The sequence below is a fragment of the Mesoterricola sediminis genome, assembly GCF_030295425.1.
Classification (GTDB): domain Bacteria; phylum Acidobacteriota; class Holophagae; order Holophagales; family Holophagaceae; genus Mesoterricola; species Mesoterricola sediminis.
The window spans coordinates 1,661,377-1,682,419 of the sequence record NZ_AP027081.1; the positions used below are offsets into that span (position 1 = coordinate 1,661,377).

General features: G+C 71.8%; 22 protein-coding genes and 1 pseudogene. 12 read left to right on the forward strand and 11 right to left on the reverse strand.

From position 1 onward, the window contains the following. Positions 1-12: 12 nt before the first annotated feature. Positions 13-1,077: an HDOD domain-containing protein gene (locus R2J75_RS07365; protein ID WP_243346516.1), complete on the reverse strand. Its 1,065-nt coding sequence runs from the start codon at positions 1,075-1,077 to the stop codon at positions 13-15. Between the two features lie 88 nt (positions 1,078-1,165). Between R2J75_RS07365 and R2J75_RS07370 the strand changes: the two genes are divergently transcribed. Beyond that, positions 1,166-2,263: a GGDEF domain-containing protein gene (locus R2J75_RS07370; protein ID WP_243335438.1), complete on the forward strand. Its 1,098-nt coding sequence runs from the start codon at positions 1,166-1,168 to the stop codon at positions 2,261-2,263. A 9-nt stretch (positions 2,264-2,272) separates the two neighbouring features. On the opposite strand, the gene arfB is transcribed toward R2J75_RS07370, so the two are convergent. The 3 genes from arfB to R2J75_RS07385 are packed head-to-tail and all read right to left on the reverse strand — an operon-like array spanning position 2,273 to position 3,365. Beyond that, positions 2,273-2,698: an alternative ribosome rescue aminoacyl-tRNA hydrolase ArfB gene (arfB, locus tag R2J75_RS07375; protein ID WP_243335436.1), complete on the reverse strand. Its 426-nt coding sequence runs from the start codon at positions 2,696-2,698 to the stop codon at positions 2,273-2,275. After that, a complete protein-coding gene (locus tag R2J75_RS07380) occupies positions 2,698-3,006 on the reverse strand; it encodes an STAS domain-containing protein (protein WP_243335435.1) in 309 nt (102 codons plus the stop codon). Before R2J75_RS07380 ends, arfB begins: the two co-directional genes overlap by 1 nt. Positions 3,007-3,056: 50 nt before the next feature. Next, complete coding sequence (locus R2J75_RS07385; RefSeq protein ID WP_243335433.1) at positions 3,057-3,365, reverse strand: STAS domain-containing protein; 309 nt, start codon at positions 3,363-3,365, stop codon at positions 3,057-3,059. A gap of 59 nt (positions 3,366-3,424) precedes the next feature. On the opposite strand from R2J75_RS07385, the gene R2J75_RS07390 reads away from it, so the two are divergent. Continuing rightward, the gene (locus R2J75_RS07390; RefSeq protein WP_243335431.1) at positions 3,425-3,748 is read left to right on the forward strand and encodes a hypothetical protein; all 324 of its coding nucleotides are present in this window, start codon (positions 3,425-3,427) and stop codon (positions 3,746-3,748) included. 25 nt (positions 3,749-3,773) lie between these two features. On the opposite strand, the gene R2J75_RS07395 is transcribed toward R2J75_RS07390, so the two are convergent. After that, on the reverse strand, positions 3,774-4,175 hold the full coding sequence (locus R2J75_RS07395) for a hypothetical protein (protein ID WP_316411430.1): 402 nt from the start codon (positions 4,173-4,175) through the stop codon (positions 3,774-3,776). 182 nt (positions 4,176-4,357) lie between these two features. On the opposite strand from R2J75_RS07395, the gene purN reads away from it, so the two are divergent. From purN to R2J75_RS07410, 3 genes are read left to right on the forward strand one after another with little or no spacing between them, the layout of a single operon-like run. Beyond that, entirely contained in the window at positions 4,358-4,942 is a 585-nt protein-coding gene (purN, locus tag R2J75_RS07400; protein WP_243335427.1) for a phosphoribosylglycinamide formyltransferase, read from the forward strand. Between the two features lie 59 nt (positions 4,943-5,001). After that, positions 5,002-5,970: a Gfo/Idh/MocA family protein gene (locus R2J75_RS07405; protein ID WP_243335425.1), complete on the forward strand. Its 969-nt coding sequence runs from the start codon at positions 5,002-5,004 to the stop codon at positions 5,968-5,970. Continuing rightward, the gene (locus R2J75_RS07410; RefSeq protein ID WP_243335423.1) at positions 5,967-6,932 is read left to right on the forward strand and encodes a serine hydrolase; all 966 of its coding nucleotides are present in this window, start codon (positions 5,967-5,969) and stop codon (positions 6,930-6,932) included. The genes R2J75_RS07405 and R2J75_RS07410 overlap by 4 nt, the downstream gene beginning before the upstream one ends. On the opposite strand, the gene R2J75_RS07415 is transcribed toward R2J75_RS07410, so the two are convergent. After that, positions 6,917-8,308: an IgA Peptidase M64 gene (locus tag R2J75_RS07415; protein WP_243335421.1), complete on the reverse strand. Its 1,392-nt coding sequence runs from the start codon at positions 8,306-8,308 to the stop codon at positions 6,917-6,919. The genes R2J75_RS07410 and R2J75_RS07415 overlap by 16 nt on opposite strands. A gap of 69 nt (positions 8,309-8,377) precedes the next feature. Between R2J75_RS07415 and R2J75_RS07420 the strand changes: the two genes are divergently transcribed. Together R2J75_RS07420 and R2J75_RS07425 are read left to right on the forward strand one after the other, a co-directional pair. Next, on the forward strand, positions 8,378-8,680 hold the full coding sequence (locus R2J75_RS07420; RefSeq protein ID WP_243335419.1) for a YhbY family RNA-binding protein: 303 nt from the start codon (positions 8,378-8,380) through the stop codon (positions 8,678-8,680). 9 nt (positions 8,681-8,689) lie between these two features. Further along, positions 8,690-10,792: a GAF domain-containing protein gene (locus R2J75_RS07425; protein ID WP_316411431.1), complete on the forward strand. Its 2,103-nt coding sequence runs from the start codon at positions 8,690-8,692 to the stop codon at positions 10,790-10,792. Positions 10,793-10,811: 19 nt separating this feature from the next. Here the strand turns inward: R2J75_RS07425 and R2J75_RS07430 are convergent, their stop codons facing one another. Together R2J75_RS07430 and mqnE are read right to left on the reverse strand one after the other, a co-directional pair. Continuing rightward, on the reverse strand, positions 10,812-11,369 hold the full coding sequence (locus R2J75_RS07430) for a 5-formyltetrahydrofolate cyclo-ligase (protein WP_243335415.1): 558 nt from the start codon (positions 11,367-11,369) through the stop codon (positions 10,812-10,814). After that, positions 11,362-12,480, reverse strand: coding sequence for an aminofutalosine synthase MqnE (gene mqnE, locus R2J75_RS07435; protein WP_243335413.1), 1,119 nt, complete (start codon positions 12,478-12,480; stop codon positions 11,362-11,364). The genes R2J75_RS07430 and mqnE overlap by 8 nt, the downstream gene beginning before the upstream one ends. Positions 12,481-12,749: 269 nt before the next feature. Here mqnE and R2J75_RS07440 point away from each other — a divergent pair, with 269 nt between their 5' ends. Then, positions 12,750-13,745, forward strand: coding sequence for a glycosyltransferase family 8 protein (locus R2J75_RS07440; protein WP_243335411.1), 996 nt, complete (start codon positions 12,750-12,752; stop codon positions 13,743-13,745). Between the two features lie 63 nt (positions 13,746-13,808). On the opposite strand, the gene R2J75_RS07445 is transcribed toward R2J75_RS07440, so the two are convergent. Further along, complete coding sequence (locus tag R2J75_RS07445) at positions 13,809-14,096, reverse strand: DNA-directed RNA polymerase subunit omega (protein WP_243335409.1); 288 nt, start codon at positions 14,094-14,096, stop codon at positions 13,809-13,811. 76 nt (positions 14,097-14,172) lie between these two features. Between R2J75_RS07445 and coaBC the strand changes: the two genes are divergently transcribed. Next, entirely contained in the window at positions 14,173-15,366 is a 1,194-nt protein-coding gene (gene coaBC / locus R2J75_RS07450; RefSeq protein WP_243335407.1) for a bifunctional phosphopantothenoylcysteine decarboxylase/phosphopantothenate--cysteine ligase CoaBC, read from the forward strand. Here the strand turns inward: coaBC and R2J75_RS07455 are convergent. Together R2J75_RS07455 and R2J75_RS07460 are read right to left on the reverse strand one after the other, a co-directional pair. Continuing rightward, a complete protein-coding gene (locus tag R2J75_RS07455) occupies positions 15,363-17,558 on the reverse strand; it encodes a PAS domain S-box protein (RefSeq protein ID WP_316411432.1) in 2,196 nt (731 codons plus the stop codon). The genes coaBC and R2J75_RS07455 overlap by 4 nt on opposite strands. 70 nt (positions 17,559-17,628) lie before the next feature. Next, positions 17,629-18,027, reverse strand: a complete 399-nt coding sequence (locus tag R2J75_RS07460; RefSeq protein ID WP_243335405.1) for a hypothetical protein — start codon at positions 18,025-18,027, stop codon at positions 17,629-17,631. Between the two features lie 112 nt (positions 18,028-18,139). Between R2J75_RS07460 and R2J75_RS07465 the strand changes: the two genes are divergently transcribed. The 3 genes and pseudogenes from R2J75_RS07465 to R2J75_RS07475 all read left to right on the forward strand — a co-directional run bounded on the left by R2J75_RS07465 (position 18,140) and on the right by R2J75_RS07475 (position 21,022). After that, positions 18,140-19,639, forward strand: a complete 1,500-nt coding sequence (locus R2J75_RS07465; RefSeq protein WP_243335403.1) for an acetyl-CoA carboxylase biotin carboxylase subunit — start codon at positions 18,140-18,142, stop codon at positions 19,637-19,639. A gap of 9 nt (positions 19,640-19,648) precedes the next feature. After that, positions 19,649-20,179: a biotin/lipoyl-containing protein gene (locus R2J75_RS07470; protein ID WP_243335401.1), complete on the forward strand. Its 531-nt coding sequence runs from the start codon at positions 19,649-19,651 to the stop codon at positions 20,177-20,179. Between the two features lie 115 nt (positions 20,180-20,294). Further along, positions 20,295-21,022: pseudogene (locus R2J75_RS07475) on the forward strand (IS5 family transposase). Positions 21,023-21,043: the final 21 nt, after the last annotated feature.

The window sequence follows — 21,043 nt, forward strand, 5'->3', positions numbered from 1 at the left end:
CGGGAGGCGGCCTCAGGCCGGGAACATCACCTTCACCCGTTCGATCTGCGCCTGCATCTCGCGCCAGTGGAGTCGCGCGCCGCGGCGGGCGAGTCGGAGGGCGCCGAGGCTCTGGCGGGTCTCCGCCAGGCGGGTGCCGTCCTCCGGGTCCAGGGCCAGGCGGTGGAGCCCCGCCGCGAGCCGGAGGAGGTGCAGGTCCGCGTGCCCGGGATCGTCGGGGATCACCGGCTCGTGCTGGCGCCGGCAGACCTCCTTGAGGTGGGCGGGGAGGCCCCAGAGGTCGTGGAGCACGATCCCGATCTCCACGTGGACGCGCTCCAGGACCTCGTCCACCACCGGCCCGGGCGGGACCTCGGGGAGGGCGCCGGAGATGGCCAGGTTGGCCAGGGACCTGAGGGCGAGGGATTTGCCGATGGCGTGGAACATGCCGGCCAGGAAGGCCCGGTCGGCCCGGCCCGCGTCCAGCTCGAAGGCGTACTGGCTCGCCGAGAAGGCGACGGCCATGGTGTCGAGGAAAAGGTCGTGCCACCGGCCCGGGAACACCTCGTACTCCACCCGGAGGGACACATCGAAGAGGGTGCGCCCGGCGACGCCGGCGGCGATCTCGCCGACGCCCCGCAGGCCGATCCGCATGACGGCCATGCGCAGGTCGGTCGCGTCTCCGCCCCGGTTGTAGAGGGCGGAATTGGCCACCCGGAGCACGTTCAGGGACACGGCGGGGTCGGTGCCGATCGCCTTGATGAGGCGGGCCAGGTCCACCTCGGGGTCGTTCAGGAGGTCCATGATCTGGACGGCGAGGGCGGGGTAGGCCGTGGGGGCGGGCTTGTTGCGGCTGAAGTGGTCCAGCACCTGGGCCGCGAGGGCGGCGGCGGCGGCCTCCTCGGCCCCGGACCAGGGGCGGGGGCGCGGCTCCGCCGCGCCGCTCAGGAGGGCCCAGGGGCCGTCGAAGGGATCGGGTTCGGGGGCCGGCTGCTCGGGCGCAGGCGCGGGCGGCACGGCGGGCGAGGCCATGCCCGGCGGCTCAGGCGGTTCGGGCCGGGCCTTGGCGTGGAACAGGCGCTTGAAGAGGGGCAGCACGGCTCCATGGTAGCGGGGGCGGCCCAGGTGTCCAGCGCGCAACGGGCCGCCGCTCGGCAGATCCCGCCGCCATGCTAGATTCGGCCGCATGTTCACGCCCCTTCGCGACCTGGCCGCCCTGGCCCGCCCCGATCCGGCGGGGCAGGATCTCAAGCTGGAGGTCCACCGGGAGTTCAGCGCCGCCATGAGCGTGGTCTGCGGGCTCACGGCGGCGGGGCTCTGGCTCTGGGACTGGACCATCGACCCGGCCTCGGCGCCGCGCACCGCCGCCTTCCGGGGGGGCATCCTGGCCCTCTACCTCGCCAACGCGCTGGTGCTGGTCCTGGGCCGGCGGCGGCGGCCCCTGGTGGCCTTCGGCGTGGCGCAGGCGCTGGCGGGGGAGGCGCTCTTCGTGCTGCTCCTGGACCGGCTCCGCGGGGGCATGGGGCAGGCGCCGGGCGGGTTCATGTACTTCTTCATGGTGCCCCTCGTGCTCTTCCAGGGCTTCCCCCTGGCCGCGGGCCTCCTGTACGCGGTCCTGGCCGCCCTCCTCCCCCACGCGATGGCCCTGGCCGGCGCGGCGCCGGGGTTCCCCCACGGGGCGTACGCCGTCCTCATCTGGCCGGCCTTCCTCGTCACCTCCGTGGCCCAGGCCGCCTTCGCCCTGGGGTGGCAGCGCCGCCAGGAGACGGAGCGGGACCTGGAGCGCGCCGGCAACACCGACAGCCTGACCGGGGTGGGGAACCGCCGCCACTTCGCGCGGGTCCTGGCCCGGGAGATGGGCCGGAGCCGCCGCTTCCGGCATCCCCTCTCCCTGCTCCTGCTGGACATCGACCACTTCAAGCGCGTGAACGACACCTGCGGGCACCTGGCGGGGGATCGCGTCATCCGGCGGGTGGCCGAGGCCTGCCGCGAGGGCAGCCGCGAATCGGACAGCGTCGCCCGGTGGGGCGGGGAGGAGTTCGCCGTGCTCCTGCCGGAATCCGACGCGGACGGGGCCTGGGCGCGGGCCGAGCGCATCCGGGAGGCGGTGGAGGCCCTGGCGGTGGACGTGGGGCCGGGACCCCCCGTGCGGTGCACCGTCAGTGTCGGGGTGGCGGCGATGCGGGACGGGGAGGACGGCGACGCGTTCGTGCGCCGGGCGGACGAAGCCCTCTACCGGGCCAAGGCCGCGGGCCGGAACCAGGTGGGCCGGGCGCCGGATTGACCGGATCCCTCAGTCCCAGTCCTTGCGGCTGCGCGCCTTCTTGACGGCGCCATCCCGCTTCTTGCCGTCGACCCGGCGCGCCTTGCTGGACCGGGTGGGACGGGTCGCCCGGCGGGGCACCGGCGCTCGCAGGGCCGCCTCGATGGCGTGGGCGACCTTGGTCCGGGCGTCCTCCAGGTTGGTGATCTGGTCCCGGGTGCGGGAACTGGTGACGATCCACCGCCCGTCCGCATCGGTCTGGTTGGCCACCTTGGCCTTCAGGCGCTCAAGCGACCCGGCATCCAGGCCTTCGATGAGGTCCAGGTCCACCCGGAGTTCGACCTTGGAGGCCACCTTGTTGACGTTCTGGCCGCCGGGCCCTCCGGCCCTCACCGCCTTGACCTGGAAGGCCTGGGCGGGGACCGTCACCGCGGCGGTGACCTGCAGGGCGTCCATCAGGAGGTGATCTTGAACAGGCGCTCGAAGCGGACCACTTCCAGGAGGTTCATCACAGGGGCGGAGGGGCGCCGGAGTTCGACGGAGACCTGCCGGGCCTCGGCGGCCTCGCGCAGGAGCAGGATCATGCCCAGGGAACTGGCGTCCAGGTAGGTCACCTTCTCCATGTCGAGGACGATGCGCTCCAGGCCGGGGGTCTCCAGGGCGTTGCGGGTGCTGGCCTTGAACGCGGCATGGGCCTCGAAGGTGAACCGCCCGTCGAGACCGATCGTCGCCGTGCGGTCCTCGTTGCGGCTCGTCAAGTTCATGCTGCCTCCCTGCGGGGTCCACCCAGATTACCCGGGCCGGGGGCGCTTTGCTATTTGACGATGCGGAACAGGCGCTGGAAGTGGACGGATTCCAGGAGCACCGAGGCGCAGGGGGCGAGCGCGGAGATCTCCAGTTCCCGGCCCCGGGCCTCGGCTTTTTCCCTCAGGACCAGCAGCATGCCCAGGGAACTGGCGTCCATGTGCGAAACGCCGCCCAGGTCCAGGTGGATGACCGCGACCCCGGGATCCTCCAGGAGCGGCTCGGTGGCCTTCCGGAAGGCGCCGAGGGCGCCGAAGGTGAGGCGCCCGGCGAAGGCCACGCGGGCGACCCCGTCCACCCTCTCGACCCGTGCCTCCATCCGCGCCTCCGGACCCATCATAGCTGGCGCGGCCGCGGCAACCGCATCAGAATGGGCCCATGACGCTCGGGTCCCCCTTCCGCCATGGCCAGCTCGTGGTCCTCGTCCTGAGGGACCCCCGCGAGCGCGTCTGGGGGCGGCTCCTCGGCCTCGATCCCGCGGGGGTGACGGTGCGCGGCGTGGACCTGCGCGCGTGGGAGGACGTCCTGGCCCTGGTGCGCCGGGGAGAGGGGGACCAGGTGGCGCTCGCCACGCGCTTCCTCCCCATGCACCGGCTCGAGTCCTTCTACGTGGACGAGGCGAGCTCCGGGGTCCCCAGCCTCGGCGACGACTTCGCCCAGCGGGCCGGGGTCGACCCGGAGGCCTTCCTCCAGGATCCCTGAGCCCGCCGGGCGACGACCTTCCGGACTACTTGGCGGCCCGGGCCACCTGGCGCTCCCCGCGCCGCTCCTGGCGGGTGCCGCGGCGCTCGCGGGCCTTGCCCTGGGCGACCTCGGCCTTGCCCACCGCCTCCTTGCGTTCGGCCTTGGCCTCGAGGGCCGCGGCCTTGGCGGGGTGGCCCACGTTCTCCTGGTGCTCGGCGCGGGCGTCGAGGCGCGCCGCGCGGGCCTCCTTGGCCTTGCCGCGGGCGACTTCGCGGGCCCCGGCTTCCTGCTTGCGCTCGCCGCGGCGGATGTTGCGCTCCCCGCGCTGTTCGAGGTTCTTGGCGGCCGGAGCCGGAGCCGGGGCCGGGGCCGGGGCCTGGGCGGAGAGGGCGGCGGCGACGAGGCCGGTGGCGGCGATGGTGAGGAGGGTCCTGAGGGGGGTCATGGGGTCTCCTGGTGGCGGGCTGTGGGTGCCCGGAAAGGGATCAGCAGGATGGATGCCAAAGCGGATCCGGGCGGTTTTCCTGGCCATTGGACGGGTCCGGCGCCCCGGAGGTTGAGCCGGGCGTGGCGTTCCTCCACAGGACGATGCGGAATGCCCCGGAGGGGTGTGGGAAGATGGAGGCCATGGAACGGATCGCGCTCTTCATTTCCGGAACGGGGGGCAACGCCCTGAACCTCCTGCGGGCCTGCGGCGAGGGCCGCGTGCCGGCCCTGCCCGTCGTCGGCGTCTCCTCCAGCGCCCGCGCCGCGGGCGTGGAGCGCCTCCGGGCCGAGGGCCTCCCGGTGGAGGTGGTCCTCCGGTCCGCGCACCCCGACGACCTCGCCTTCTCCGAGGCCTGCTATGCCGCGGCCGAGGCCGCCGGGGCCGGCCTCATCTGCCTCTGCGGCTGGCTCAAGCGCCTCGAGGTGCCGCCCCGCTGGGAGGGCCGGATCCTCAACATCCACCCCGGCCTCCTGCCGGAATTCGGCGGCCCGGGCATGTACGGCATGCACGTGCACCGGGCCGTGCTGGAGGCCGGCGCCCGCGAGTCCGGCTGCACCGTGCACGAGGTGGACAATGTGTACGACCATGGCCGGATCGTGGACCAGGCCCGGGTCCCGGTCCTGCCCGGGGACACGCCGGAGGACCTGCAGAAGCGGGTCTACGCGCAGGAGATGGCGCTCTACCCCCGGGCCCTCGCCGCCCACCTCGCCGCGCGCGGCCGCTGAGGGCTTGGGCCTTCCCCAAAGGTGCTAGGCTGGACCGGACAAGACGTCAAGGAGGAACCATGTCCAAGATGCGTGTGGCCGTCGTGGGAGTCGGCAGCCTCGGGCAGCACCATGCCCGCATCGCCGCCGCCAGCGAGGCCGTCGACCTCGTCGCCGTGGTGGATCCCAACGAGGTCCGCGGCCGGGAGATCGCCGCCAAGTTCGACGCCCCCTGGGCCCCCGCCCTGGGTCCCGTCCTCGCGGACGTGGACGCCGTGCAGATCGCCGCTCCGACCGGGTTCCACCACGCCATCGGCCTCGAGGTCCTGGCCGCGGGCAAGCACGTGATCATGGAGAAGCCCCTGGCGGCCTCCCTGGAGGAGGGCGCGGCCCTCCTCGCCGCGCTGGGGAAGGCCCGCGCCGCGAACCCCGGCCTGGTGGCCGCGGTCGGGCACCTGGAGCGCTTCAACCCCGCCGTCACCGCCCTGCGCGCCATGGGCATCCGGCCCCACTTCGCCGAGGCCGTGCGCGTCTCGCCCTTCCCCATGCGCAGCATGGAGGTGGACGTGGTCATGGACGTCATGATCCACGACCTGGACCTCCTCCTCGCCCTCATCGGGCGTCCCGTCACCTCGGTGGAGGCCGTGGGCGTCCCGGTCCTCACCCCCTACGCCGACCTGGTCAACGCCCGCCTCAAGTTCGAGGGGGGCGCCTTCGCGACGGTCACCGCCAGCCGCGTCGCCCGCAAGAAGGAGCGCACCCTCCGCGCCTTCGGCGCCCAGTCCTACGCCAGCCTCGACTTCGCCAGCCAGAAGCTGGAGGTCCTGCGCCTCGTCGCCGGCCCCGAGGGGCCCGAGGTGCGTCCCGAGCTGGTCGACATCGAGTCCGGCGAGCCCCTCAAGCTCGAACTGGAGGCCTTCTACGCGGCCTGCCAGGGCCGGGGCCAGGACTACGTGACCTGGGCCGACGCCCAGGAGGCCATGAAGGTGGCCGACCGGGTCCAGAAGTCCGTCGCGGAATCCCTGGCCAGCCTCAAGCTGGACGCGTGATCTTCGACCTCGCCTCCCTCGCCAAGCCCCTGGTGACGGCGCCCCTGGCTCTCCGGCACCTGGACCTCGACCGCGACCGCAGGGCCGCGCTCGGCTTCGCGGGACGGCGGGAACCCCTGACCGTTCGGCAGCTTCTTGCCCATGCCGCGGGTTTGCCGGCCTGGCTCCCCTTCACGGGGGAGCCGTTGGCTCGTCAGCTTGAGCGGGGCTGGCCGGCCCAGGACCATCCCAAGCTGGCCCCTGGCCGGGTTGGGGTCTGCACCTATTCGGACCTGGGCTACCGGCTCCTGGCCGATCTCCTGGAGGCCGAGACCGGGCAGGCCTTCCCGGCCCTCGGGGCCGCGGCCTCCGGCCTGTTGCCGGCCCCCTGGTCCGAGCCGCCCACCCCGGTCCCTCCGGGTCCGGACCGGGACTTCTGGGCCCTGGCCGCCCCTGGTCTCCCCTTCCCGGAACCCGCCCCCGGCCTCCCCCACGACGCCAACGCGCGGGCGGGCATGCGTGGCCACGCGGGCTTCGCCGCCGACCCGGCGCGGTTCCAGGCGTGTCTGGAGGCCTGGGCGGAGGCCGGCTGGCCCCGGCGCATGGCCCAGGACCAGGCCCGGGGGGCCGACGGGTCCCGGTGGGGACTGGGCCTCCAGCGCGCCTTCCGGGGCCCCGGGCGCTTCGGGACCCTCCTGGATGGGATCCCCCTCGGCCGGGGCGGCGTGCACGTCCTCGTCCGCGGAGGGGAGGCCGGGGATCCGCCGCCGATGGCCTCCGGCCCCGCCGGGGAGGCCTCGGGCTTCTGGTACCACCTGGGCTTCACCGGGCCGGCCCTCTTCTACCGCCCCGAGGACGGGCTTCTCCTCGGGATCCTGGCCCACCGCCGGGGGCCCGGCGGCGGGATCCTGGATCCGGACGCCCTTCAGGCCCGGCGCTGGGCGGCCCTCCAGGGCTGGATGGCGGATCAGGGCTTCGCGTAGAGGGCGATGACCTTGCGGATGGCGCCGGCGCAGGCCGCGCAGAAGGGCACTTCGTCCCGGGTGAACATCACGCAGTCCTCCTGGGCGCGGTAATAGCCCCGCGACTCGTAGTTGGCCCCCTCGAAGGCCCCGACGGCGCCGTGGTGGACGTCGCCCCCCAGGAGGCCGGTCTCGAAGGCCTGCTGCGCCCGGAAGAGGGCGTCGATCTCGGATTCGGGCCTGCCCGCGGCGCGCAGGGCCTGGCGGCGGGCCTGGGTCTCCCGGCTGTGGGCGTCGAACGCGTCCTTCTTCCAGGGCGTGGGCAGGGGCGTGCCGGGGGTGACCAGGGCCTTCCACTTGGGGTTGCGCGGATCGGCGGTGGCGTTGGGCTCCCAGGGCTCGGGCCGCTCGGGTCCGCTTTCGTAGGCGACGGGGGAGGTGTAGTACTCGTCGGCCAGCCCCGCGAAGTGGTGGCCGAACTCGTGCACGAAGATGTAGGGGGCCCAGAGGCTGCCCGCGGCCACCGTGCTGAACTGGCCGAAGATGCCGGCGCCTCCGTAGGTGTCGCCGTTGACCAGGATCTCCAGGAACTCGTAGGGGGCATGGGCCGCCGCGTCGCGGAGGGCGCGGTTGTCGAAGGTCAGCACGTAGCGCTCCAGGCCGAACGCGTCGTAGGCGGCGCCCAGGGGGCTGCGCAGGTGGCGGCCCACGGAGGGACGGGAGACGCCGGACCGCTCCGCGGCGGGGCAGAGGCCCCAGACGTTGAAGTCGTTCTGCCGGTCCTTGAAGGGCTGCACCGCGAAGAGGGCGTCGGCGAGGCGGCGGGCCTCGCGCTCGAACTTGGGCCGCTCCGCCCGGGTGTAGCCGTCCCCGATGATCAGCAGGTCCACCTTGGCGGCGGGGTCCCCGGATTTCCGGATGGCGATGAGCTCGCCGGGGGCAGGGGTCGCGGAGGTGTCCACCGCCGGGTCCGCGGGATCGAGCGTGAACGACCAGACCTCCCGGAAGGCGTTGCGCGCGTCCCGCTTCTTCAGGTTCACCTGGACGGGGCCGTCGGGGCGGGGGAAGCGGAGCGATTCGGAGAAGGTCCGGGCGGCGCCCCGGGCCTCGCCCGTCGTCTCCCACTCGCCGTACACGGAGCAGAAGCCCCGGGAGTAGATCACCTTGTTGGTGGCCCGGTCCACCACCTCGAAGAGGTACTTGCCGAAGTTGGTGGTGTCCACGGCCTTGTCGGGATCGCCGGGCCAGGGCAGGGGCTCCAGCACGGCGCGGTCCAGGGCGAAGGTCTCGGAGGCGGCGGTGCCGGTGTGGTAGTAGTCGACCCGGAGGGTCCTGGGCGCCGCCGCCGCCAGGGTGGTGGCGGCCAGGGCGAAGGCCGCGCGCAAGAGCATGTTCATCGGATGCCTCCCGGATGGTCCTATACTAGCTCCCGATCCGCCGTCAGGCTCCCGTCCCGGAGATTCCGCATGCTCACCCCCAAGCAGCGCCAGCACCTCAAGGCCATGGCCCATCCCCTCAAGGCCGCGGTCCACGTCGGCAAGGCCGGCCTCACCGACGCCCTCGCCGGCGAGCTGGACGTGATGCTCGAGAGCCTCGAGCTGATCAAGATCCGCCTCAACCAGAACACCGCCGAGGACGAGGCCGGGGTCGTGGAGGCCCTCAAGGCGAAGGTCCCGGGGCTGGAGGTCGTCCGGGTCATGGGCCACCAGGTGCTGGTCTACCGGGCCAGCCGGAACCGGCCCACCGCCTACCCGCTCCCCGTCGCCTAGGGGGCTGACGTGCCGTTCCTGTCCTGGTCCGAGGGGGGTGTCCTGCAGCGGCTCGAGGTGGACGGGGCCCTGCGCGTGGGCCGCGACCGGGCCCGGTGCCAGGCGGCGTTCCCCGGGGACGCGGGCATGAGCCGGGAGCACGCCATCCTCGCGAGGGCCGGCGACCGCTGGTGGATCCGGGACCTGGGCTCGACGAACGGGACGCTGGTGAACGGCCTCCCCGTCCCCACGCCCATGGGCAGCGCCCTGCGGGACGGGGACGAGATCCGCGCCGGCTCCGCGGTCCTCGCCTTCACCGAGGGGTTCCCGGGCCTGGACGGCGTGGACTGCCTCGAGCGCGTGGGGGACCTCTTCTCCGAGATCCGCATGGAGCCGGGCCAGTCCCGGGTCCTCCTGCGCGGGCTCGAACTGCTCCACCGCGCCGCCGAGAGCCTCCTCGAGGAGGGGAGCGCCCAGGTCATGTTCCGCACGATCCTCGCCGAGGCGCTGAAGCTGCTGGGCGCGGACCGGGGCTTCGTGGTCATGGTCGAGCCGGACGGCGCCTGGCGGAGCCTGCACCGGATCGGCGACGTGGAGGACCAGCAGGGCCTCTCCCGTTCCGTCGTCGCCTATGTGGTCCGCCACCGGACGTCGGTGCTCAGCAACTCGCCCCTCTCCGACCCGCGGTTCGGGGGGGACAGCCTCGCGGAGCTGCCCTTCGGGGCCGTCATGTGCGCGCCGCTGGAGGCCGCCGGCGACCTCAAGGGCGTCCTGTACCTGGACCGGGCCCGGGGCGAGAGGCCCTTCACCCGCTTCGACCTGGCCCTCATGCAGGCTTTCGTCCGCCAGGGCGCGGTGGCCCTCCGGCACACGGAGCTGGCCCAGGGCGCCATGCGGCAGGCCGAGCTCCAGGGGGAGTACCTCCGCCTGCGGGCCCTGCATGAGCGGACGGTGCGCCGGGTCGGCGAACTTCTCGGCGCCATGCGGAGCAGCCTGCTGTGGATCCAGGGCTACGCGGAGGCGGGCTACGGCGACCTCGCCTCGGCCCTCCTGCACCAGACGGAGCGCCTGCGCCGGCTGACCGAGTCGGGCCTGCAGGAGACGCTCCTGGAGATGCCCAAGGACCTGCCTGCGGCCACGGGGCTCCGCGAGCTCCAGGAGGCGGTGGAGCCCGCGTGGCGCGACCTCCTGCGGGTGCGCAAGGCCGGCCTCGCCCTCGAGGAGGTCCCTCCGGGGACCGTCTGGATGGCCGGGGAGCTGGCCCATGCGGCCCTCATGGGCCTGGTGGAGCCCCTGCTCATGCGGGTTCCGGAAGGCGCCTCCATCTCGGGCCGCTGGCTGGACCTGCCCGGCGAATGGTCCCTGCGCCTGGCCTTCACGGGCGGCATGCCCATGCCCGTCCCGGATCCCTGGACCGTGCGCGCCCTGCGGGAGTCCGGCATCCGGTGGCACTGGAACGACCAGGTGCTCTCCCTCGACTTCCCCAAGGATGCCGGGAACACGCCGGGCTTCCTGCCCCTGCCCGCGCTGGGCCTGGTGAGCCGGGAAGGGGACCTGACCGCGCTGTTCGAGGGGGTCGCCGCCGCGGAGGACCTGTCCTTCCAGCTCCTCGAGGGCGAGCCGCCCCGCACCCAGGTGCCGGAGTTCAAGTACCTCGTCATCGACGCCCAGGGCGCCGACGACCCCGTGGCGTGGGTGGACGCCTACCGCCGCCACCCCTCCTTCGCGACGGTGCCGATCCTCGTGATCCGGGCCCGGGACGACCAGTTCCCCGAACTGCTCGCCGCCGGCACCACCGACTGCCTTCCGGTCGGGTTCCGGTGGGAGACGCTCCACCACCGGCTCCAGGTGCTCCGCGGCCACGACGAGCTCCAGCGCAAGGCCCGCGCCGCCGAGCGCCTGGATTCCTTCCGCCAGATGGCCGGCACCCTCAAGCACGAGATCAACAACCCCCTGGCGGTCATCTCCATGCAGGTGGAGCTGCTGGCCCGGAAGTACCCCGAGGAGCCCAAGCTCCAGAAGGTGATGGAGATGGTCGAGCGGATCCGGGTGCTGGTGCAGGTGCTCCAGCGCATGCGGGAGGCCACGACGGAGGACTATCCCGGCGGCGCCAGCATCCTGAAGCTGGGGTAGCCGCGCTCCGCGGCGGGATTCAGGGGGCAGGCGGCGTGCGCCAGGCGATGCCGCGCTCGTCGGCGAAGCCCCCCAGCAGCCCGTCCCAGGGGTCGGGGGGCAGGGCGTCGCAGCGCTGGAGGGCGAAGCCCGCGCCCAGCGTCAGGGTTCCGGGAGGGAGGGCGGCGAGGAAGGCGTCGTAGAACCCGCCCCCGTAGCCCAGGCGCCGCCCCGCCGCGTCGAAGGCGAGGCCGGGCACGAGCACCAGGTCCGCCGGGGGCAGGGCGTGGGGCGCGTCCAGGGGCTCCTGGAGGCCCCAGGGGCCGGCGCCCATGGGCGGGGCGCCCCAGGCGAGGACGGGGGGGCGGCGGCTCACCACCCGCGGGAAGAGGAGGTCGAGCCCCGCCTCCGCGAGGGGCCGCAGGTCGATCTCGGACCCCAGGGGCCAGAAGGCGGCCGCCGTCCGGAGGCCCCGGGCCCGGGCGAAGGCGGCGATGTGGCCGCAGGCCGCCTCCGACCACGCGGCGCGCAGCTCCGGGGCCTGGGCGTCGCGCAGGTCCCGGAAATGCCGCCTGAGGGCCGCCTTGGGATCAGGCATAGACCTGGTAGAGGTTGTCGCGCTCCAGGGGCTCGAACCCGGCGTCCCGGATGAGGCGGTCCAGCTCGCCCTTGGTGAGGCCCTGGGGGGTCTTGGCGCCGGCGAGGTGGGCGATGGTCTCCTCGATGATGGTGCCGTCCATGTCGTTGGCCCCGTAGCTCAGGCCGATCTGGGCCAGGCCCTCGGTGATCATGACCCAGTAGGCCTTGATGTGCGGGATGTTGTCCAGGAGGAGCCGGGCCACGGCCACCTCCCGCAGGTCCTGGGCGCCGGTGGTCTCGTGGATCTCGTACTTCCGGCTCAGCTCGTTGTCCTCCACCTGGTAGGCGAGGGGGATGTAGGCCAGGAAGCCCCCGGTCCGGTCCTGCAGCTCCCGCAGCCGCAGGAGGTGGTCCACGCGATGGGCGGGCTTCTCGATGTGGCCGTAGAGCATGGTGCAGTTGGTGGGCAGGCCCTTGCGGTGGGCGATCTCGGCCACGCGCAGCCAGATGTCGGCCTCCTTCTTGCCGATGCAGATCTCCTCGCGGATCTCCTCCGCGAAGATCTCGGCCCCCCCGCCGGGGCAGCTCTCGAGGCCCGCGGCCATGCAGCGGTCGATGAACTCCTCCACGCTGATGCCGGAAACCCGCGCGTAGTAGTCCATCTCCACCATGGTGAAGACCTTGAGGTGGAGGTCGGGGAACCTCGCCTTCAGGCGGCTGAAGAGGTCCTCGAAGTAGTCGATCTTCAGCTTGGGATAGTGGCCGGCCACCATGTGGAGCTCGCGGACCCCGTGGTTCTCGGGCTTCTCCATCTCCCGGATGATGTCGTCGGCGGAGAGGACGTAGGCCCGGGGATCGCCCGGCTTGGCCTGGAAGGCGCAGAACTGGCAGTGGGTGTAGCAGATGTTGGTGTAGGACAGGCGGCGGCTGGCGACGTAGTACGTCTTGAGGCCGTGGAGGCGGAGGCGGACGTGGTGGGCCATGGCTCCGACGCCCGAAAGGTCCGGGGTCTCGTAGAGGAGGAGGCCGTCCTCGAAGGTCAGGCGCTCACCCCGTTCCACCTTCTCCGCGATGGGGACCAGCCGGGGGTCCTTGAGGTGGCGTTTCAGGTCGAGGCTCATGCGGGTCATGCGGGTCTCCGTCCTTTAGTCTACCGGGGGCGCGGAAGGGAGGGGCGGGCAAGGGCACTCCTATTAATTATTAGAGGCCGAGGGCGGGCCCTGCCGGGCCCCCGCCTGGGGGATAAAGGGCTTGTGCCATAGACGGGTATTACCTCGTGGTCCGAGGTATGGGTGATTGATGTGTTTTCGCCCCGCATATCCACTGATTCCTGGCACGATAGATGTTTTCCAGGAACGTCGAACAGCCAGGTCCGTACCAGCGGACACAGAGGAAGTGCATGGAACTCACCGGACAGATCGCGGGTGCCGTCACGAGGCGGGCGGTGTTCCGCGCGCCGGGCGCCTCCGCGGCCTCACGGCGCCTGGACGTGGGCTACGGCACCGATGCGGCCTACGTGCGGCCCATGGGCGTGTCCATCGCCTCCCTGGCGGAAGCCAACCCCGGCCTGGACCTGCGGGTGCACGTCTTCGCCAGTTCCATCACCGACGGCGACCTGGCGCGGCTCCGGACCCTCGCCGAAGGGCGCCCGGGCCTGGAGATCGTCCTCTACGACGTGGACGCCGCGGTGTTCGGGAACCTGCCCATCCTCCGCCGCTACCCCCTCGCCATCTACTTCCGCCTCCTCATGCCCCTGGTCCTGCCGGACCTGGAGCGCCTCCTCTACCTGGATTCCGACATCCTCTGCCTGGGCGACCTGGGTCCCCTGGCGGACGCCGCCCCGGAAGGGGAGGTGGCCGCGGTGGTCTCGGACGTGGGCAAGACCCCCGGGAACCGCATGGCCGCCCTGGGCATGACCGGGGGCCGCTACTTCAACTCCGGCGTCATGCTCATCCGGGTTCCCCTCTGGAACAGCCTCCAGGTGTCGGAGCGGACCCTCCATCTCCTGGAGGAGACCCCCGCGCGCTTCCTCCTGCCGGACCAGGACGCCCTCAACCTCCTGCTGGAGGGGCGCCTCCGCTACCTGCCCGCCGCCTGGAACTGCATGAGCCTGGCCCCCGCGGACGTGGCCTCGGCCGTCCTGCTCCACTGCGCCGCCCACCCCAAGCCCTGGCGGGCCGCCTGCGGCACCCCGGCCCAGGCCCTCTACCTGGGCATCGAGGCCCGCACGCCCTGGGGCGGCCTGCCCCTGGAGCCGCCGAAGGACTACCAGGAAGCCCGCTGGTTCGCGCGCAAGCTCTTCCGGACCGGTGAGCTCTCCCAGGGCCTGGCCTGGTTTGCCCGCTCCGGCCTCATGAAATTCCGGAGGAAGGTGCTGGGACGGGGCGACGCCTGAGCGGTCCGGCCTCACGGGAAAGGGCCCCCTCGGGGGCCCTTGCCTTGGCGGACGCGCCGCGGGCTATTCGACGGAGATGGGGATCTCGGTGGTGTAGTCGAGGGCGATGATCTCGGGCTCCTCGAAGGCGATGCGGCCTTCCTCGACTTCCTTGATGGCCACCTGGGCCCAGAAGGACGCGAGGCGGGGGGCCTCCTGGGGCTGGCCCAGCTTGTTCACCGGCACGGAGACTTCGACCTTCGGGTAGGCGCCGCGCTGCAGCTGCTCGCACCGCTTCCCGGTGACGACGACGAACCTGTACTTGTTGCCGATCTCTTCCGGAATGTGGACGACGGTTCGCTGTGTGCTCATGGACTGCCCTCGAAGAGGCCAAGTGTATCAAGGAAAAGAAGGGAGATCCAGCGTTAGGATGGAAGGGGAGGCATCCATGAACATCCTGCTGGGCATCACGGGCGGCATCGCGGCGTACCGCGCGGCGGAACTGGCCCGCACCCTCACCAAGCGGGGTCACACGGTCAGATGCTGTCTGACGGACGCCGGTTCCCGCTTCATCACGCCCCTGACCCTGGCCTCCCTCACGGGCCAGCCCTGCTTCGGCGCCAACCCGGACTACCACGAGTGGCGGCCCAACCCGATCATCGAACACATCGATCTGGCCCGCTGGGCCCACGTGGCGGCGGTGGTCCCCGCCACCGCGGACATCCTCGGGAAGACTGCGAACGGCCTAGCGACCGACCTGCTTTCCACCCTCCTGCTGGCCACCACCGGGAAGGTCCTCTGGGCGCCCGCCATGAACACGGCCATGTGGAACCACCCGGCCGTCCAAAAGAACATCACCACCCTCCGCAGCTTCGGCCACACCTTCGTGGAGCCGGTGGAGGGCCTCCTGGCCTGCGGGGAGGAAGGCGCGGGCAAGCTGGCGGACCTGGACGACATCGCCGACGCCATCGAGACCCTGGCGGGCCCGGTCCACCCGGCCTTCGCGGGCCGGCGCATCCTGATCACCGCGGGGCCCACCCGGGAGGACCTGGATCCGGTCCGGACCCTCACCAACCGCTCCACGGGCGGGATGGGGGTGGAACTGGCCCGGGCCTTCCGCAACCTGGGGGCGGAGGTCGACCTGGTGCTGGGCGGGGAACTGCCCGCCCCCTGGGGCGTCCGCACCCACCGGGTCCGGGGGGCCCAGGCCATGCTGGAGGCTTGCCAGGCGGTTTGGCCCCACGCCGATGGGCTGGTGGCCGCGGCCGCCGTGGCCGACCAGCGGCCCGAGGTCTGCGCCCCGGAAAAGGTGAAGAAGGTGGAGGGGCCGGAGACCCTGGTCCTGGTCCGAACGCCGGACATCCTGGCGACTTTGGCCGCCGCGCGCCGGCCGGGCCAGTGGGTCCTGGGCTTCGCGGCGGAGACGGAGAACCACGCGGCCAACGCCGCCGCCAAACTGGCCCGCAAGGGCCTGGACGGCATCCTCGTCAACGACGTGAGCGGGGGCCGGGGCTTCGGTCCCCAGGCCAACACCCTCCTGCCCGTGACCCCCGCGGGGGCCGGCGCCCCCCTGGGCCCCCTCCCCAAGGACCGCCTCGCCCCCGCCGTGGCGCGCTGGTGGGGGGACCACCTGCAGGGCTAGCCATCCAGGGCGTCGCGAATCACCCAGGCGAGGTCCCCGAGGCTGAAGGCGCAGGCCAGGACCCGGCAGGGCAGGCCGGGCCGGTGCTGGCGCAGGCGCTTCGCCAGGTCGGCCTCCCCAGGGTCCGCCAGGAGGGGGTGGGCGAGGCAGACGTCGATGGGGCCCGGGTGGTGCCGGGCCAGTTCCACAGCTGCCCGGGGGTCCGCCACGGCCAGGGGATGGTAGCCCAGGCGGTCCAGGCAGGTGCGGGTGAGTTCCAGCCGGGCGGGTTCCGGCGCCACCAGGAGGATGGTTTCGCCGTGGCCCTGGGGGCAGTCGTCCGGCAGGCCCACCGCCACCGGCAGGTACAGGGCCAGTCGCATGTCCGCCCCCATGGATCCTTCCACCACCACGAACCCGCCGGCCTCCCGCGCGATGGCGCAGGCGATGCCCAGGCCGCCGACGGTCCGGCCCGTGAAGGGGGCCAGGGCGTCCTGGAGCAGGGAGGTGCCCAGGGCGAGGTCCGCGCCGGCTACATCCAGGCGGACGTAGGTGCCCGGCAGGGCGCCGGGGCGCGCCTTGCACAGGTCGGCGTCCAGCGTCTCCGCCCGGGCCGTGAAGGTGAGGCGGGCGGGCCCCGGGGCGGCCTCCTGTGCCGCCCGCACGATGCCTTCGATCATGCGCTCGAATTGGCGGCCGTCCATGGCGAGGGGGGGCAGGGGGGGGCCGTCGGGGAAGGCCAGGGTGAGGCCGGGGCCCGCGGACCGCTCCAGCGTGCCCAGGAGGTGGATCAGGGTCCGCCCCACCTGCAGGAGCCCTGGCGCTTCTCCGGTCACCTCCGCCGGCAGCAGCAGGTCCGCGGCGTGGCGGGCGGCCTCCCGGATCGCTTCCAGCCGGCGGGCGGTCTCCGGGGGCAGCCCCGGGTCTCCCAGGGCCAGGTCCGCATGGCCGAGGATGAGCCCGGCCAGGTTCCCGAGGGCCGGCCCCAGGGCGGTGGCCTGGGCTGACAGGGACTGGGCCTCCGCGTCCCGCAGGCGCCGCCGGGCGGCTTCCGCCTGGAGGCGGTCGGTGAGGTCCACGTGGGTGGTGAGGATGCAGTCCTGGTGGACGGCGAGGGAGATTTCCACCGTGCGGACCGTGCCGTCCTTGCAGGTGACCTGGCGCTCGAAGCGCTGCACCGCCGCGAGCCCCGGCCCGAGCCGGGCCTCGGCGTCGTGCCAGGCCTGGTCCCGCTCCCGGGGGGCGTCCAGGGCGGGGTAGGCCCGCTGCCGCCAGTCGGCCAGGGTCGGCAGGTCCGCGAGGGTATAGCCGAACACCTCCTGGAAGCGCCGGTTGAGGTCGAGGGTCTGGCCGTCCCTGTGGAAGAGGGCGCAGGGCACCGGGGCGATTTCGAAGAGGCTCCGGAAGCGCGCCTCGCTGGCCCTCAGGTCGTCCTCCGCCCGGATTTGGTCGTTGATCCGCTCGGTCCAGATGAGGATGCCCCCGACGGCGCCCGTCCCGTCCCGCCAGGGACGGACCTCCCACCGGAGCCAGTCCACGGTGCCGTCCTGCCGGTAGAAGGGGTCCCGGGCGCAGGTCTCGGTCGCCCCGGCCAGGCAGCGGCGGTGGGTCTCCCGCCAGCGGGCGGGGATCTCCGGAAAGAGCTCGTAGTGGCTGCGGCCGGCCACGTCCAGGTCCCCCAGGCGGTAGTCCTCGAGCCAGCGACGGCTGGCGGCGATGTACCGCAGGTCCTGGTCCAGCATGGCGATGGCCGTGGGGGCATGGGCGATGAAGAGGGAGAGGAGGCGCTCCCGGTCCAGGTTGACCTGCTCCAGCGCCTTCCGGGCCTGGATGTCGGCCATGACGGTCAGGACGAGGGGCACCCCCTCCACCTCCATCACCTGGGCGGTCAGGGCGACCCACCGGGAGCTTCCGTCCGCGCGGCGCAGGCGGGTCTCCAGGCCCTGCACGCGCCCGTGTTCCGCCAGGGCCTTCCGGAACGGGTCCCGCCCGCCGGGGTCCAGCCACACCTCCAGGGCTTCGGTGGTCCGGCCCACCACCTCCTCCGCCCGATAGCCGAGCATGTCCAGGAGGGCCGGGTTGACCGCCAGGATGCAGCCCGTGCGGAGGACGGTCACGGAGAGGCCGACCGGCACCAGGTCGAAGGCGGCCTCCAGGGGGCCTCCCACGGCCCGGAGGGCCGCCAGGGCGAGCTGGGTCTGGGAGGTGTCCATAAACTACTCGTCAAATCCTGGTGCTGCACGCAGGATAAGGCGGACTTGGAGATTTGCAATAATTGTTTATTCAGATCGTGGGATCCAGCCAAGCCAAGGGCTCGCTCGGTCGTCCCACCGTGTTCCCCACCCGGAGGGCCGTCGCCACCACCCATCCTGGGGGGCGGCCAATCTCGGTCATGTCCAGGCGCACCACGCCCCCGGGGCCGGCCAGATCGGGGCGGGCCCGCTCCAGGATCACCTCGCCCCGGGCCAGGACCTCCTGGCCGGTGGGCCGGGCGGATCCGAGGGGCAGGTAGAAGACCCGGACCTTGTCCAGGCCCACCAGCGCCTCGCCCCGGACATCCAGGGTGGGGAGGCGGATTTCGAGCACCCGATGGGCAGCCCAGCGGGCTGTGCAGGCGGCCGGCGCGGCCCGGGGGCGGGGGATGGGATCGCCCTTGCGCCCGCAGGCGAGGGTCCCCCCCATCAGGATGCAGATTATGGACCAGAGGGTCAGGTTTGGTAGTCTGGGGGTTCGCACTATTCTATGATGCCCCAGTTTCCGCGTCGCGCCTGGGGCCATCCTCAAGGAAGCGCCCATGCCCGTCACCCAACTCCTCATCGCGAACCGGGGCGAAATCGCCTGCCGGATCATACGCACCTGCCGGGAACTGGACATCCCCACCGTGGCCGTCTACTCGGATTCCGACCGGTCGGCCATGCACGTCCGCCTCGCCATCCTCTCCTGTCCCATCGGCCCCACGCCGGCCCGGGAAAGCTACATGCGGGTGGACAAGCTCATCGAGGCCTGCCGGAAGACCGGGGCCGACGCCATCCACCCCGGCTACGGGTTCATCAGCGAGGACCCCGAGGCCGCCCGCCAGATCATCGAGGCGGGGCTCACCTGGATCGGTCCGAGCCCCGAGGTTCTGGAAAAGATGAACAACAAGATCACGGCCCGGGAAATTGCCCGGTCCGTCGGGTGCCCGGTTCTCCCCGGCATCCAGGAGATCCTGGATGACGAGGCGCTCCTGGACGAGGCCCGGAAGGTGGGTTACCCGCTGATGGTCAAGCCGGTGCTCGGCCGGGACGGCAAGGGCATGCGCCTGGTCAAGACGGCGGGCGACCTGCGCCGCGCCCTCCCCCGGGTGAAGGGGGACGCCATCTTCTCGTTCTGGGACGAGCGGGTCTACGTGGAGAAGGCCCTCATCCACCCCCGCCACATCGAGGTCCAGATCGCCGCCGACGCCCACGGGAACTGCATCCACCTGTGGGAGCGCGAAGGCTCGGTCCAGCGCCGCTTCCAGCAGCTCTGCGAGGAGGCCCCCTCCCCGGGCGTCTCCCCCGAGCTCCGCCGGACCCTGGGCGAGATGGCCGTGAAGATCGCCAAGGCCGTCGGCTACGTGGGCGTCGGGACCGTGGAGTTCCTCCTGGACCAGGAGGGCAACCCCTGGTTCCTGGAGATGACCTGCCGCATCCAGGGCGGCCACGCCGTCACGGAGTGGATCACCGGCCAGGACCTGGTCAAGCTCCAGATCGACATCGCCCAGGGCCGGGAGCTGCCCCTGCGCCAGGAGGACGTGCCCATGTGGGGCCACGCCATCCAGTGCCGCATCAACGCCGAGGACCCGGACCGGGAGTTCGCGCCCAGCTCGGGCCGCATCCAGTACCTGCGCTCCCCCCAGGGCCACAACCTGCGCAACGACAGCGGCGTCTACTTCGGGTGGGACCTGAGCCCCTTCTACGCGCCCCTCGTCGCCAAGATCTCCACCTGGGGCCTCAGCCGCTCCGAGGCCCTGGCCCGCATGCACTCGGCCCTCATGGAGTTCCGCCTGGGCGGCGTGCGCAACAACATCGCCTTCTTCCGGATCCTCCTGGAGCACAAGCAGTTCATCAGCGGGGACCTGCACACGGGCATCCTGGATCACGCCTGGTGGAAGCAGAAGGCCGTCGGGCCCAACCTGAAGTTCGCGGTGGCGGCCGCCCTGTTCGACGAGCTCGAACTGGAGGAGCGCCGCGCCCAGCAGCCCTCGCCCCGGCCGGACTGCGCCACCACCCCCGCGGCCTGGAAATCCCATAACAAGTTCAATCGGCTCTAAGGACGTCCCATGAAGCGAACCCTCGTCATCGCCGACCAAACCGTCGAGCTCGAGATCTCCCGCCGGCGGGGCAAGACCGTCATGACCTGGGACGGCGAGGAGATCCCCATCGACATCGTGCGGGTGGAGAAATCCAGCTATTCCGTCATCATGGACGGCCGTTCCGTGGGTGTGAACATCGACCGCATCCGGAACGCGGATCCCGACCTCCACGGCTTCCGCTCCACCACGTACGACGGGGCCTACGAGTTCACCCTCCAGGACCCCCGCAAGAAGCTCCTGGCCGAGGCCATGGCCCGCAGCAAGCGCAGCGAGGGCAACCTCATCCGCGCCCTCATGCCCGGCAAGGTCCTCAAGCTCCTCGTGCACGAGGGCGAGACGGTGGAGGAGGGCCAGCCCCTGCTCATCCTCGAGGCCATGAAGATGCAGAACGAGTACACCGCCCCCACCACCGCCCGGGTCGCCAAGGTCCACGTGGAGGAGGGCGTGAACATGGAGATCAACGCGCCGATGATCTCCCTGCAGCAGGTGGAAGCCTAGGCTGTGTTCGGAATCTATAGATTAGATAAATAGTTAACTTGTACTCATACGTAAAGGCTCGTACACCACGAATTTTCCTGGGGTAACGATGCCGAGACGTTTCCTGACCGATGCCATGTGGGCAAAGCTTGAACCGCTCCTTCCGCCAGAGCGTGGAGGGATGGGGCGATCCCGTCACCCCAACCGTCCCATGGTGGAGGCGATCCTGTGGAGGCACAGGACTGGGGCGCCGTGGAGGGACCTGCCGGAGGAATTTGGACCTTGGACAAGCGTGTACACGCGATTTGAGGCCTGGACCAAGCGCGGCGTGTGGCAAAGGATCCTGGAGTTCCTGCGCAAGGAAGCCGACCTGGAGTGGGTCATGCTGGATGGCACCATCATTCGCGCTCATCAACATTCAGCAGGCAAAAGGGGGGGCTCTGGAACCAGGCGCTCGGACGATCTCGGGGTGGATGCTCGACCAGGATCCATTTGATCTGCGATGCCCACGGTAATCCTTTGGATTTCCTGGTCACTCCGGGGCAAGCCCATGAAAGCCGGTCTGCTGAAGGATTGCTGTGCGGTTGGCAGGCAGATTACGTGTTCGGAGATCGGGCCTACGATGGGAACCCGGTAAGGAAGGCGATCGAGGCCATGGGTGCGACAGCCGTCATCCCACCTCATCCCCGGCGCAAGAATCCGGCGGCCTGGGACTCACACCTATACAAGGCCCGCCATGCCATCGAGCATGGGTTCGCCAAGCTCAAACAGTTCAGGGCGCTGGCCACCAGGTTCGACAAAACGGCGCGAAGTTTCTCAGCCCAGGTGGCTTTGGCCTGCATCGTGATCTGGCTGAGGCTATGAGCGGAGGGTGACAAGCGTTCC